Below are 12,700 nucleotides of genomic sequence, written 5' to 3'. Positions count from 1 at the left end.
TTCGGCGGGACGGAGGACCACATTCGGCGATCAGAGGTCGTTCGGCCCGTCGACCGTGCGGAACGGGACGTCGAGCAGGTCGGCCGCGGCCTTGAGGTCCTTGGCACGATGGCCGGTGCACAGCGTCCAGTGATGACCGATGCCGGTCGCGGACCAGGCATCGGTCCACTCGCCCGGGTCGAAACCGAAGTCGACCCGCGAGGTGGTGTTGCCGATCTCCAGCAGCGGCCCGGGCACCACCTCGCCCTCGGAGGCGATGAAGGTGAAGGTCCCGTCGGCCTCCTGCCCGACGCCGAACGTGGTGACCGGTCCGTGCCTGACGTCGAATTCCACGCTCACGCCCCAGCCGCGCTTGCCGTGGTAGACGCCGAGTCCGCGCAACAGCGGATCCTTGGCGCTGATCGCGAGATGGGCCGGGCCGTCGTGGCCCATCTCCACCACCCGGTCCCGGAAATTGAGGGCCTGGAGTTCGGTGAAGGAGCCTCCGGCGCCGATGGTGTCGGCGATCAGCATGGCGAGGCTGGTGCGTAGCTCGTACTCACCCGCCATCGGGATGCCGCGCGCGGTCAGCAGCGACGCGCCGAGGATCATGCCGGCGCCGAGCCGCTCGTGGATCTCGCCCTCCAGACCGCGGTGGTAGTAGGCGAGACTGTCGAGTGCGAAGTCCTCCACGAGCCGGTCCAGCCCGACCGACACGCGGGCGGCCCACGCCAGATCGTTCTCGTCGACGGAGTCGTCGAGGGTGAAGACCGCACGCGCGAGCGCGACCCGTTCGGCGGCCGCCTCGTCCGTGACGGCGGCGACCCGGACCCGCAGGTCGTCGAATTCGAGGACCTCGACATGCCCGCCGAACTGGGTGGAGACCAGCGTCATGTCGGTGGAGACGTCGAGCATGCCGGGGTAGAGGTGGCCCATCAGACCGTGCCGGCCGTGGCGCAGCGCGGCGCGGACCTGAGCGGCACGGATCCAGCGGCGGATCCGGTTCCACGCGTTCTCGTCGTGCAGATGGCCCGAGACGGAGCGGAAGGGAATGCCGCCGCGCCGGAACACATTGGCGACCTCCGGCAGCGGGCACTGCCCGCAGTACGCCAGCCACTTGCCCGTGTCGGTGTCCGGGTGGTCCATCGCCTCGGTCGGCTGGAGATCGATGACCAGCACCGGAGCGTGCGCGCGCTGGGCGATCGGCAGCACCATCGAGGCGGTCAGATACGTCGTCAGAAACGTCACGACGATGTCGCAGTCGGCCGAGCGGAGCCGTTCCGCGGCCGTCGCGGCCTCCTGCGGATCGGAGATGAAACCGGCGTCGACGACCTCGCAGCCCATCTCCTCGAACCGCCCGGTCACGAAGCGGGCCGACTCCCGCAGCCGGTCGAGGAGACCGGGGAACTGCGGCCAGTACGCACCGAGTCCGCCGGACACCAGGCCGATCCGGGTACGACGGCGCACGGTGCGGGCGAGCACACCGTCGAGCGCGGCGGGCGGGACATCAGTCATGAGGTTCCTTCCTTCGGTTCCGTCGAAGGCCCGGGCTTCCCCGAGGGGCGCCCGGGTTTCCGTCGAGGGCAATGGCCGCACCGGATCAGCCCGGGGCCAGCCTCGCGGCCGCCCGGTCCCAGGCCCGCCGGTCGCCCTGCGGGGTGTATTGGCGCAACTCCTGGGTCCGTGCTACCAGTTGTCGCATGGACATGAGGTCGCCCGCCAGCCCATGGGCGCGCGCCTGCAACAGGATGTTGCCCAGCGCGGTCGCCTCCGCCGGGCCGGCCGTGACGGGCAGCCCCGTGGCATCGGCGGTCCACTGGCAGAGGAGTTCATTGCGCGAACCCCCGCCGACGAGATGGATCCAGCTCAGCTCCCGCCCCGCGAGGGCGGCGGCCTGCCGCAGCGTCCTGCGATGAGCCAGCGCCAGGCTCTCCAGGACACACCGGACATAGCCGCCCGGACTGTCGGGAGGTACCTGCCCGGTCCGTACGAGATGGGCGTCGATCCGCGACGGCATGTCACCCGGCGAGAGAAACGCCTCGTCGTCGGGATCGACCACCGCGGCGAACGGCCGGGCGCGGGCCGCCGACGCGAGCAGCTCGGCCAGTCCAGGTGCGTCGCCCCGCAGGCCCCAGGTACGCCGGCACTCCTCCAGCAGCCACATCCCCATGATGTTGCGGAGATAGCGCACGGTGCCGTCGACCCCGCGCTCGTTGGTGAAGTTGGCTGCGCGGGACTCCTCCGTCAGTACCGGAGCCGTCAGCTCCAGTCCGGCCAGCGACCACGTACCGCAGGAGACATAGGCGAACCCCGGCTCGGTGGCGGGCACCGCCGCGACCGCCGAGGCCGTGTCGTGCGAGGCCACGGCCGTCACCGGCGTCCCGGCCGGCAGCCCCGTGTACTCGGCGACGTGCGGCAGCAGCGTTCCCGCCGCATCACCCGGCTCACGCAACGGCGGGAACCAGGAACGCTCCAGGCCCAGCCTCCCGATCAGCTCGTCGGACCAGGCGCCGGCCGACGCGTCGAACAGACCGGTCGTCGACGCATTGGTGATCTCCGCGCCCACCGTGCCGGTCAGCCAGTTCGTCAGCAGATCGGGGATGAGGAGCATGGTCCGGGCCGGACCCCACTGGGCACTCGTACGGTGAGCGGCCAGCTGGAACACGGTGTTGAACGGCAGATGCTGCAAGCCGCCGACGGCATACAGCTCCTGCGCCCCGCACACCGCCAGCACCTGCTCGGCCGCCCTTCCGTTCCGGCTGTCGCGGTAGTGGAAGGGCAGCCCGAGCAGGGCCCCGTCGGCATCGAGAAGGCCGTAGTCGACCGCCCACGTATCGATGCCGATCGAGGCGATCGGACCGCTGCGCGCGGCTGACCGCAAACCGTCCAGCATTCCCTGGTACAGCGCGAGCACGTCCCACCGCAGCCCGTCCGGCAGCCGGACCGGCGTATTGGCGAACCGGTGCACCTCGGTCAGCGTGAGCCTCTCCGGCCCGGTCAGGCCGGTGATCACCCGCCCGCTGGTGGCACCGAGGTCCACGGCGGCAAAGGTCGCGTCGCTCCCTGACGTCACGGCCATGACCCTCTCATCCAGGTGATCGCGGAACACCGAGGCACCCCGCGAGCTCGCCTCGGCACATCCATCCGGGGTACCGCCGCGACAGGAGTCATCGGAGGAAGGCCGCGGCGACGCCGGCGTCGACGGGAATGTGGAGTCCGGTCGTGTGCGTGAGCTCCCCGCCGGTCAGCGCGAAGACGGCGTTGGCCACATGCTCCGGAAGCACTTCGCGCTTCAGGATGGTCCGCTGGGCGTAGAACTCGCCGAGCTTCTCCTCCTCGATGCCGTACGTCGCCGCACGCTGGGCGCCCCAGCCGGCCGCGAAGATTCCCGAACCCCGCACCACACCGTCGGGGTTGATGCCGTTGACGCGGATGCCGTGCTCGCCCAGCTCGGCGGCCAGCAGCCGCACCTGATGCGCCTGATCGGCCTTGGTGGCCGAGTAGGCGATGTTGTTCGGACCCGCGAACACCGCGTTCTTCGACGCGATGTAGACGATGTCACCACCGAGGTTCTGCGCCGTCATCATCCGGGCGGCCTCGCGCGACACCAGGAACGAGCCGCGCGCCATGATGTCGTGCTGGAGATCCCAGTCCCGGGCCGTCGTTTCGAGCAGCGGCTTCGAGATGGAGATCCCGGCGTTGTTCACCACGAGATCCACACCGCCGAAGGCGAGAGCTGCGGCCCGGAACGCGGCGGCGATCTCCTCCTCACCGGTCACATCGACCGTCACGGCGAAAGCCTTGTCCGCACCGCCGAGATCCTCCGCCACGGAGGAGGCGTTGGCCGCGTCGATGTCCGCGACGACGACACATGCTCCCTCCGCGACCAGCCGGTGTGCGATGGCCTTGCCGATGCCGGACCCCGCGCCCGTGACCAGCGCCACCCGGGTGGCGAGAGGCTTGGCCTCCGGCATCCGGCGCAGCTTGGCCTCCTCCAGCTCCCAGTACTCGATCCGGAACTTCTCGGACTCCTCGATCGGTGCGTACGAGGAGACGGCCTCCGCGCCACGCATCACATTGATGGCGTTGAGGTAGAACTCCCCGGCGACCCTGGCCGTCTGCTTGTCCTTGCCGAAGGAGAACATGCCGACCCCGGGCACCAGCACGATCGCCGGGTCCGCACCGCGCATCGCGGGGGAGTCCGGCGAGGCATGACGCTCGTAGTACGCACGGTATTCCTCCCGGTACTCCCCGTGCAGCTCCTTCAGCCGCGCTGCCGCCTCGTCCAGCGGGGCGTCCGAGGGCAGGTCGAGGACGAGAGGCCTGACCTTCGTACGAAGGAAGTGGTCCGGACAGGAGGTGCCGAGGGCGGCGAGTCTCGGGTGTTCGGCACGGGCGAGGAAATCGAGCACCGGCTCGCTGTCGGTGAAGTGCCCCACCTGCGGACGGTCGGTGGAGGCCAGACCGCGGATCAGCGGGGCGAGCGCGGCCGCGCGCTCGCGGCGCCGCTCCTCGGGAAGCGGCTCCCGGCCCGCCCATTCGGGGCCGAAGGGTTCAGCCCTGCCCCGCTCCTGGAGGAAGGTCTCGGCGGTGCGGATCATCCACAGGGCGTTGTGCTCGCATTCCTCGGACGTCTCGCCCCAGGCCGTGATGCCATGCCCGCCCAGGATCACCCCGACGGCCCGGGGGTTGGCCTCCTTGACCGCGGCGATGTCCAGACCGAGCTGGAATCCCGGCCTGCGCCAGTCCACCCAGGCCACCTTGTCGCCGAAACACTCCGCGGTCAGCTTCTCGCCGTCGGCGGCGCACGCCAGCGCGATCCCCGAGTCCGGATGCAGATGGTCGACGTGGGCGGCCTCGACCAGGGCATGCATCGCCGTGTCGATGGACGGGGCGGCACCGCCCTTGCCGTGCAGGCAGTAGTCGAACGCGGCAACCATCTCGTCCTCGCGTTCCACCCCCGGGTACACGCTCTTGAGGGCGCGCACCCGGTCCAGGCGCAGCACGGCGAGCCCGGCCTCGGTGAGCGTGCCGAGATCACCACCCGAACCCTTGACCCACAGCAGTTCGGTGTCGTCACCCGTGACCGGGTCGGTGCCGTTGGCCTTGACCGAGGTGTTGCCACCGGCGTAGTTGGTGTTCCGGGCGTCGGATCCGATCCGGTGCGCGCGTTCCAGGAGCGCGGCGACTTCGGGATGCGTCGCGGAGGTCATGAGTTTCCTTCTTGGTCGGGGGTCCGTCTGAACGGGGCGATGGTCGTACGGCGGAGAGCGGAGGCCGGGGCTCAGGCGCCCCAGCCGGCCTGCTCGCCACCGACCCGGGCGGCGGCGATCCGCTCCTGATTGCCCGAGGCCAGATAGGCGGCGAACGGATCCCTCGCCAGGCCGAGCTCCTCACGCACCTCGGCCAGCAACGGACGCACATCGGTGTTGTACGCGTCCATCAGGGCACCGTTCGCGGCCAGCACATCGCCGGACCGCTGTGCGGCGCCCAGCGCCACCATGTCGACGAGCAGCGCCTTGGCGGTCGCCTCCTGCACATTGGCGACCGACCGGATCACGGCGGGGATCTTCGCCTCGATGTTGTGGCACTGGTCGAGCATGAAGTTGACGTTCGTCTCGGGCTTCAGACCGTCGTTCCTGACCACCTCGTGCATGATCCGGAACAGCTGGAACGGGTCGGCGGCCCCCGCCATCAGGTCGTCGTCCGCGTAGAACCGGGAGTTGAAGTCGAAGGCGCCGAGCTTTTCCGCGCGCAGCAGGGAGGCCACGATGAACTCGATGTTGGTGCCCGGCGCGTGATGCCCGGTGTCCACGACCACCTGGGCCTTCGGGCCGAGCCGCAGACAGTGCGCGTACGCCGTGCCCCAGTCGGGAACGTCGGTCGCGTAGAACGCCGGCTCGAAGAGCTTGTACTCAAGCAGCATCCGCTGGTCGTCGCCCAGCCGCTCGTACACCTCGGCCAGCGCTTCGGCGAGCCGGTCCTGACGAGCGGTGATGTCGTCCTGCCCGGGGTAGTTCGTGCCGTCGGAGAACCAGAGCTTGAGATCGGGGGACCCGGTCTCGTCCATGATGTCTACGCACTCCAGCAGGTGGTCGGTGGCCTTCCGGCGCACCTTCGGATCGGGGTGGGTGACCGAACCGAGCTTGTAGTCGTCGTCCTGGAAGACGTTGGAGTTGATCGCCCCGATCCGCAGCCCGAGCGCCTCGGCGTGCCGGGTCAGCGCGGCGTAGTCCTCGACCCTGTCCCACGGGATGTGCAACGACACCTTCGGTGCCACACCCGTGAAGGCGTGCACCTGCGCCGCATCCTCCATCTTCTCGAACGGGTCGCGCGGCACACCCGGTTGTGCGAACACCTTGAAACGCGTCCCGGAGTTCCCGTACCCCCACGAGGGCGTCTCGATGACCTGGGACTTCAACGCTGCCTTGACGGCCGACACATCAGACATGAACACCTCGTAAGCAGAGTCATCCAGCGACCGGAGACCGTTCGGATGTATGAATCGTTTCATCAGGACCGTACGCTAGGTTTGTCAGGAGCTTCCAGTCAAGGATCTGGTCGGGTTCTCTTGGCGGGTTGAATCAATTCATCGCGAGTGATGGCCGACCTGACGAGCCGTTCGACGCATGGTGCCGCATCGGGGCGGCGAGGTGAAGAGCGCCGGCGTGAGGCCGGCCGGTGCGATCCCGTCCGGCCCCGTCCGGCTGCCGGGCACCCTTGCGATCGCGGTGGCGCCCGCAAGGTCCGCTCGGCTCAGCGACCGCCGACGGACATGCCCGGCTGCAGCGAGCTCACCAGGTCGAAGAAGCGGGACTCGTTGCCGCAGAGGCCGGCTCGCTGGAGCGCGCCGTCGGCCTCGGCGATCGGAGAGGCGAGCAACGGCACGTACAAGGGGCCGTCATCGGGATCCGCGAGCGCGGCGCGGGTGGCTTCCAGCAGTCGGACGTACGCCTGGGCCGCGGCGAGTTCGTCATTGCGCATCTCAGCATCTCCCGGTCAGAGGTGTCGGACCCACCAGCATCCCCCATGGGTCTGACAACGCCGGTCGACAGCGGCGCGGGGCGGCCCGTCATCCGCCGTCCGGTCTCCGCGTCCCGGCCGGTGGCTCGACCTCCAGGAATCTTCGGCGCCGAGCTCCTCGGTACAGCAGCACCGTCCAGCCCAACTCCCGCAGTGCCGCCGAACACCGGGTCAGCCCGGCCTCTTCCAAATGGGATGCCCCGCTGCCGGGCGGACCGAGCCATTCGACACGGACACCGCCCGGTGCCTCACCCTGCTGCAAGCGGTAACCGGCCGCCGTCCGCAGCCCCGATCCGTCGACGGCCGAGGGGGCCAGGCCCGATGCCTCCAGGGCGATGGCGACCGCCCGTACCGGTCGGAGCACTTCCCAGCGCGCCGGTACACCCTGCGGGTCGGCGTGTCCGGTGTTCGTCAGCCGACGGATCTGGAGCATTCCCTCGAACGCGGTCCGCACGGAAGCGGAGCGTTTCGCGTCCGGCTCCGGAGCCCTCGGACCGTCCCCGGTCGCCGGTTCGAAACCGGCCCCGCCCTCGGTGTCCATCAGTGTCCCCCTTCGACCGTGCCGTACTGCTGCCAGTGTGCGTCGCGCCACTGACAGCGGCTCGGGCACGGGGCACGGTCGGCCCCTTCAGCAGCCGAGCACCTTGCCCGGGTTGAGGATGCCGTGCGGGTCCAGCGCCGCCTTCACCGCGTGATGCATGCCCAGCGCCGCGGAGCCCAGCTCCTTGTTCATGCCGCGCATCTTCAGCAGCCCCACTCCATGCTCACCCGTCACCGTGCCACCGAGGGCGATCGCGTCGTCGAGGATGTCCTCGAAGGCCAACTGGGCACGGGCGCGCGCGGCTTCGTCGCCGGGCGCGGTGATGATCAGCGGGTGCAGGTTCCCGTCCCCGGCGTGAGCGATGTTGGCCACCAGGATGTCGTGCCGGGCCGCTGTCCTCTCGATCCGGGCCAGCATCTCGGGCACCGCGGTCCTGGGCACGCACACGTCCTCGGTCAGGACCGGACCGAGCCGTTCCAGCGCCGGGTAGGCGAGCCGGCGTGCCTGGAACAGCGCATCGGCCTCCTGCTGGTCCGTGGAGACCGCGGCCCAGGTGGCCCCCGCCCGCTCGAAGCACTCCCGTACCAGCTCGGCCTCGGCGTCGCCCTCGGCCCCCGGCGTGTCGACCCGTCCCAGCAGCACCACGTCCGCGTCGGCCGAGAGCCCCATCTTCTTCCAGGCGTCGACGGCCGCCAGGCAATGACGGTCGACCAGTTCGAGAGCCGAAGGAATCACGCCCGACGCGGTCACGGCGCTCACCGCCTCACCGGCGGCCACCACCGACGAGAAGTATCCGGCCACGGTCCGTTCCTGCGGCCGTGCCGGACGCAGCCGCACCGTGATCTCCGTGATCACGCCGAGGGTGCCCTCGGAGCCGACCATCAGCCCGGCCAGGTCATATCCCGCCACACCCTTCGCGGTGCGCCTGCCGAGCGCGACGACCTCGCCGAGTCCGTTGACCACTTCGAGGCCGAGCACATAGTCGCGCGTCACTCCGTACTTGACGCAGCACATGCCCCCGGCGTTGGTCGCGACGTTCCCGCCGATCGTCGACCAGGGCGAGCTGGCCGGATCCGGCGGATACCAGAGCCCGTGCTCCGCACTCGCCGCCCGCAGATCGTCGTTGACCACTCCCGGCTGGACGACGGCCAGCCGTTCCGCCGGGTCGATGCGCACGATGCGGTTCATGTCCTCGAAGGACAGGACGATCGCCCCGTCCACGGCGTTCGCACCCCCCGAAAGGCCGGTGCCCGCGCCGCGCGGCACCAGCGGAATGCGGTGGGCCAGACAGTGCCGGACCATATCCCGGACCTCTTCGGTGCTCTGCGGACGCACTACGGCCAGGGGCGTTCCGTACGGGGCCCACTCGGCCTCGTCGTGCCGATACCGGGCGAGGCCCGCCGGATCGGTCAGTACCCGCCGGGCAGGGATGTCGTCGACTGCTGCGTTCGCCACGTCCGTGGCCACCTCCCACTACAAAGATGTACTACCCATCATCATTGCGCGTGGAGTCCAGGACCGGACCGGAGCCCCCGCTCCGACGCGCGGGACCGGTGGCAGAAGGGCACCCCGCGGCGAGTGGCCCAGATCCGACCGGCACGATGATGATCATGAAATTAACGCGAACGGGTGACGGATCCCGATAAGGTCGGCCGTCCGACAATTCCGTACCCGGAGGATCCACGCACCGTGCCCGACAACGTCCAAGGCCCCGGCACCGATCGTGCCGCGCTGCGCGCCGACTGCGCGAACTGCTTCGGGCTGTGCTGCGTAGCACTGACCCTGACACGGTCCGCGGACTTCGCGATCGACAAGGACGCCGGGAAGCCCTGCCGGAACCTCCAGAAGGACTTCCGCTGCGGCATCCACACCGAGCTGCGGACCCAGGGCTTCCCCGGTTGCACCGTGTACGACTGCTTCGGGGCGGGCCAGAAGGTCTCCGGCGAGACCTTCCACGGTCAGGACTGGCGCAGCGCCCCGCGGACCGCCCAGCAGATGTTCCAGGTGTTCCCGGTCATGCGGCAGCTCCACGAGCTGCTCTGGTACCTCACGGAAGCGCTGTCCCTGGAGGCGGCGCGCTCCCTCCACCACGAGATCCGGCTCGCCCTCGACGAGACGGAACGCCTCACCCACCTCCCGGCGGACGCGTTCCCCGAACTGGACGTGGCCGGGCACCGCGACGGCGTGGCCGAGCTGCTGCGCCGTGCAGGCGCGCTGGTACGCGCCACGGCGCCGCGCAGGAAGAAGAGCGACCACCGGGGCGCCGACCTCATCGGAGCCCGGCTCAGGGGCGCCGATCTGCGGGGCGCCGACCTGCGCGGCGCGTATCTGATCGCAGCGGACCTTACCGGTGCCGATCTGCGCCTGGCCGACCTGATAGGTGCCGACTTCCGGGACGCGGAGCTGTCCGGCGCCGACCTCACGACGAGCCTCTTCCTCACCCAGTCCCAGCTCAACGCGGCAGGGGGAGACGCGGCGACGAAACTCCCGCCCTCCCTCGTCCGCCCCACGCACTGGGCCCGGTGAACTCGGGCCCGGAGGCGGCCACCGACCGGGGCCGCGCCACCGACGGCCGTGGACCGGGCCCGACGCACCCTGACGAATCGGCCGGTGCGCCGGGGCACTGCGGACATGTCCGGTTCGTTGCACAGTGTGGCGTACCCGGAACGCCGCAGACGACCGGACCGAGGAGTCCCGCACATGGCCAGCAGTACCGACCGCAGCAGCACCGAACCGCATCGCACGGACGGGAACCGCACCCGTCTGGTCGAGCGCCTCATGGAGCAGTTCCCGCACGTGCCCCGGGAAGCCGTCATCAAGGAAGACCTGCTGCGCGGCGGCCTGGCCTTCGACGAGTCCGCGCTCAGCGACAACGAGGGCGGTGACGTCAAGCCGAAGTCCTACTTCATCTTCTCCTTCGACCACGGCACCCTCCCCGAGCTCGGCGCCGCCGCCCTGCGCCGCCCGCCCGAGGAGATCGTCCTCACTGGCGGACCGTACGACTTGCGCAGAACCGTCGTGTCGGTCCGGGTCAACCCGGCGTCCCCGTACCGTGTCGCGGCCGACGACGACGGTGTGCTCGGGCTGTATCTCGACGGGCGGCGGATCTCCGACGTGGGCCTGCCGCCCATGCCGGACTACTACCGGCACACACTGGAGAACGGCAAGTCCGTGATGGAGGTGGCGCCCACCATCCAGTGGGGGTATCTCGTCTATCTGACGGTCTTCCGGGTCTGCCAGTACTTCGGGGCGAAGGAGGAGTGCCAGTACTGCGACATCAACCACAACTGGCGCCAGCACAAGGCGGCGGGTCGTCCGTACACCGGAGTGAAGCCGGTCGAGGAGGTCCTGGAGGCGCTGGCCATCATCGACAAGTACGACACGGCGAAGACCTCCACCGCCTACACTCTCACCGGTGGGGCCATCACCTCCCACATTGGCGGTCGCGACGAGGCCGATTTCTACGGTCAGTACGCCAAGGCCATCGAGGAGCGCTTCCCCGGCCGCTGGATCGGCAAGGTCGTCGCCCAGGCTCTGCCCAAGGCCGACGTGCAGCGGTTCCACGACTACGGCGTGCAGATCTACCACCCCAACTACGAGGTGTGGGACCGCCGGCTGTTCGAGCTCTACTGCCCGGGCAAGGAACGCTACGTCGGCCGTGACGAGTGGCACCGCCGCATCCTGGACTCCGCGGAGGTCTTCGGCCCCCGCAATGTCATCCCCAACTTCGTGGCGGGCGTGGAGATGGCCGAGCCCTTCGGCTTCACCACGGTGGACGAAGCCATCGCCTCGACCACCGAGGGCCTGCGCTTCTTCATGTCGCACGGCATCACCCCGCGGTTCACCACCTGGTGCCCGGAGCCCACCACCCCGCTCGGGAAGACCAACCCGGACGGGGCGCCGCTGGAGTACTACATCCGCCTGCTGGACGCCTACCGGGCGACCATGGAGGAGTACGGTCTCAGCTCGCCCCCCGGCTACGGCCCGCCCGGCGCCGGCCGCGCCGTCTTCTCCGTCAGCTCGTTCATGGACAGTCTTCCGGCCCGTCCGGACGACTGCCTCTAGCGCTGGTCCGGGCCGCCGGGGGCGGCAGCCGCCAGTTCACGCACCACGCGTGCGAACCCCCGCACGAGGCTGCTGTCCGTGCCGTCCACCCAGGCGAGCACGGTCCGCAGCGGCTCGACATCGGTCAGACGCACCCAGGCGAGATCGGGCCGGGCGTAGTACCTGGCCATGCTCATCGGCGCGAAGCAGATGGCGGAGCCCTCCGCCACCTGCTCCAGCATCTCCTCGACGTTGTCGTTGGTCGGCCCCCCATCTCGGACTCGACCCGTCCGGCCGGGGGTTGACCGCCCACCAGTCCACCCATTCGCGCGGCGCACGCTCGGTCCACATCAGCGGCTCGTCACCCACATCGAGTACGGAAACCCCGTCGCGTCCCGCCAGCACGTGTCCCGACGGCAACCCCACGACGCGTGGCTCCGTACGCACCGGCTCGGAGCGGAGACCGGTCAGATCGTTGGGCAACCAGACGAAGGCCACGTCGACCAGTCCTGCACGCAGCGCGGCAGCCTCCTGCCCCCAGTCGTACCGCCTGGGCACCACTCGCACTCCGGGATGACGCCGCGCGAACTCGGCCCGTGCCCGGGTGGTGAGTTCACCCGCACCGCTCGCCTCGAAACCGACCCGCAGCACGCCTGTCTCACCCCGCCGGTGCCGCTCGGCGACGGCGGACACCCGCTCCGACTGGCGGACCGTGAGCAGGGCCTCGGCGATGATCTCCCGGCCGGCGTCGGTCGCGGACACACCCCCGGCGTGCCGGTCGAAGTGCCGAACACCCAATTCGGACTCCAGGCTCTTCAACGCGTAGGACAGGGCCGGCTGGCTGACGTACAGCCGCTGTGCGGCCCGTCCGAGGTTCTCCTCGTCGGCGATCACGGTGAGGTAGTGCAGCTGACGCAGCTCCATGCAGCGATCATGAATCCTCTTTACGAGTTGGTGCGCGATAGCGGGTGAGGCGTCGTTGCTGACTGGTGGCGGCCGATTTCAGGCTGCAGTAGCTCGGTCGGAGACGAGGCCGGCGATGGCCTGGTAGGTGGCGGGCAGCGTCTCGCGTCGGTGAGTCCAGCGGATCAGTTGTTTCCAGCGTTTGTGGTC

Annotated in this window: 10 protein-coding genes and 2 pseudogenes; 2 read left to right on the top strand and 10 right to left on the bottom strand. The window is 69.8% G+C overall.

Annotation, left to right across the window (positions count from 1 at the left end):
- Positions 1–30: 30 nt before the first annotated feature.
- From ABZ622_RS36940 to ABZ622_RS36910, 7 genes are all read right to left on the bottom strand, one after another.
- Positions 31–1,494, bottom strand: a complete 1,464-nt coding sequence (locus ABZ622_RS36940; protein WP_360550940.1) for an L-fucose/L-arabinose isomerase family protein — start codon at positions 1,492–1,494, stop codon at positions 31–33.
- A gap of 85 nt (positions 1,495–1,579) precedes the next feature.
- Positions 1,580–3,058 carry a rhamnulokinase family protein gene (locus tag ABZ622_RS36935; protein WP_360550938.1) on the bottom strand — a complete coding sequence of 493 codons (1,479 nt, stop codon included), beginning with the start codon at positions 3,056–3,058 and terminating at the stop codon, positions 1,580–1,582.
- Between the two features lie 88 nt (positions 3,059–3,146).
- Positions 3,147–5,192: a bifunctional aldolase/short-chain dehydrogenase gene (locus ABZ622_RS36930; protein WP_360550936.1), complete on the bottom strand. Its 2,046-nt coding sequence runs from the start codon at positions 5,190–5,192 to the stop codon at positions 3,147–3,149.
- Positions 5,193–5,263: 71 nt separating this feature from the next.
- On the bottom strand, positions 5,264–6,430 hold the full coding sequence (gene rhaI / locus ABZ622_RS36925; RefSeq protein ID WP_360550934.1) for an L-rhamnose isomerase: 1,167 nt from the start codon (positions 6,428–6,430) through the stop codon (positions 5,264–5,266).
- Between the two features lie 305 nt (positions 6,431–6,735).
- Positions 6,736–6,963, bottom strand: coding sequence for a hypothetical protein (locus ABZ622_RS36920; RefSeq protein ID WP_259934187.1), 228 nt, complete (start codon positions 6,961–6,963; stop codon positions 6,736–6,738).
- An 88-nt stretch (positions 6,964–7,051) separates the two neighbouring features.
- Positions 7,052–7,543 (bottom strand): hypothetical protein, encoded by a 492-nt coding sequence (locus tag ABZ622_RS36915; RefSeq protein WP_360550932.1) that lies wholly within the window; start codon positions 7,541–7,543, stop codon positions 7,052–7,054.
- 87 nt (positions 7,544–7,630) lie between these two features.
- Entirely contained in the window at positions 7,631–8,998 is a 1,368-nt protein-coding gene (locus ABZ622_RS36910; RefSeq protein WP_360550930.1) for an FAD-linked oxidase C-terminal domain-containing protein, read from the bottom strand.
- Between the two features lie 234 nt (positions 8,999–9,232).
- Here ABZ622_RS36910 and ABZ622_RS36905 point away from each other — a divergent pair, with 234 nt between their 5' ends.
- Positions 9,233–10,069, top strand: coding sequence for a pentapeptide repeat-containing protein (locus ABZ622_RS36905; protein ID WP_360550928.1), 837 nt, complete (start codon positions 9,233–9,235; stop codon positions 10,067–10,069).
- Between the two features lie 174 nt (positions 10,070–10,243).
- Positions 10,244–11,608: a radical SAM protein gene (locus ABZ622_RS36900; protein ID WP_360550926.1), complete on the top strand. Its 1,365-nt coding sequence runs from the start codon at positions 10,244–10,246 to the stop codon at positions 11,606–11,608.
- Here the strand turns inward: ABZ622_RS36900 and ABZ622_RS36895 are convergent.
- From ABZ622_RS36895 to ABZ622_RS36885, 3 genes and pseudogenes are all read right to left on the bottom strand, one after another.
- Complete coding sequence (locus tag ABZ622_RS36895) at positions 11,605–11,829, bottom strand: hypothetical protein (RefSeq protein ID WP_360550977.1); 225 nt, start codon at positions 11,827–11,829, stop codon at positions 11,605–11,607. The two genes, ABZ622_RS36900 and ABZ622_RS36895, sit on opposite strands and share 4 nt — an antisense overlap.
- Positions 11,830–11,959: 130 nt before the next feature.
- Positions 11,960–12,511: pseudogene (locus ABZ622_RS36890) on the bottom strand (LysR family transcriptional regulator); the annotation flags it as partial.
- 78 nt (positions 12,512–12,589) lie between these two features.
- Positions 12,590–12,700: pseudogene (locus ABZ622_RS36885) on the bottom strand (IS5/IS1182 family transposase); the annotation flags it as partial.

The organism is Streptomyces sp. NPDC007164 (assembly GCF_040634135.1).
Lineage (GTDB): Bacteria > Actinomycetota > Actinomycetes > Streptomycetales > Streptomycetaceae > Streptomyces > Streptomyces sanglieri.
The sequence above is the reverse complement of the archived record's forward strand: the minus strand, read 5'-3'. Positions and strand labels throughout refer to the sequence as shown.

Bases quoted from the DNA above. Each gene is read 5' to 3' on its own strand.
- ABZ622_RS36940 (WP_360550940.1), bottom strand. From the start codon at position 1,494: ATGACTGATGTCCCGCCCGCCGCGCTCGACGGTGTGCTCGCCCGCACC.
- ABZ622_RS36895 (WP_360550977.1), bottom strand. From the start codon at position 11,829: ATGCTGGAGCAGGTGGCGGAGGGCTCCGCCATCTGCTTCGCGCCGATG.
- rhaI (WP_360550934.1), bottom strand. From the start codon at position 6,430: ATGTCTGATGTGTCGGCCGTCAAGGCAGCGTTGAAGTCCCAGGTCATC.
- ABZ622_RS36935 (WP_360550938.1), bottom strand. From the start codon at position 3,058: ATGGCCGTGACGTCAGGGAGCGACGCGACCTTTGCCGCCGTGGACCTC.
- ABZ622_RS36915 (WP_360550932.1), bottom strand. From the start codon at position 7,543: ATGGACACCGAGGGCGGGGCCGGTTTCGAACCGGCGACCGGGGACGGT.
- ABZ622_RS36930 (WP_360550936.1), bottom strand. From the start codon at position 5,192: ATGACCTCCGCGACGCATCCCGAAGTCGCCGCGCTCCTGGAACGCGCG.
- ABZ622_RS36900 (WP_360550926.1), top strand. From the start codon at position 10,244: ATGGCCAGCAGTACCGACCGCAGCAGCACCGAACCGCATCGCACGGAC.
- ABZ622_RS36920 (WP_259934187.1), bottom strand. From the start codon at position 6,963: ATGCGCAATGACGAACTCGCCGCGGCCCAGGCGTACGTCCGACTGCTG.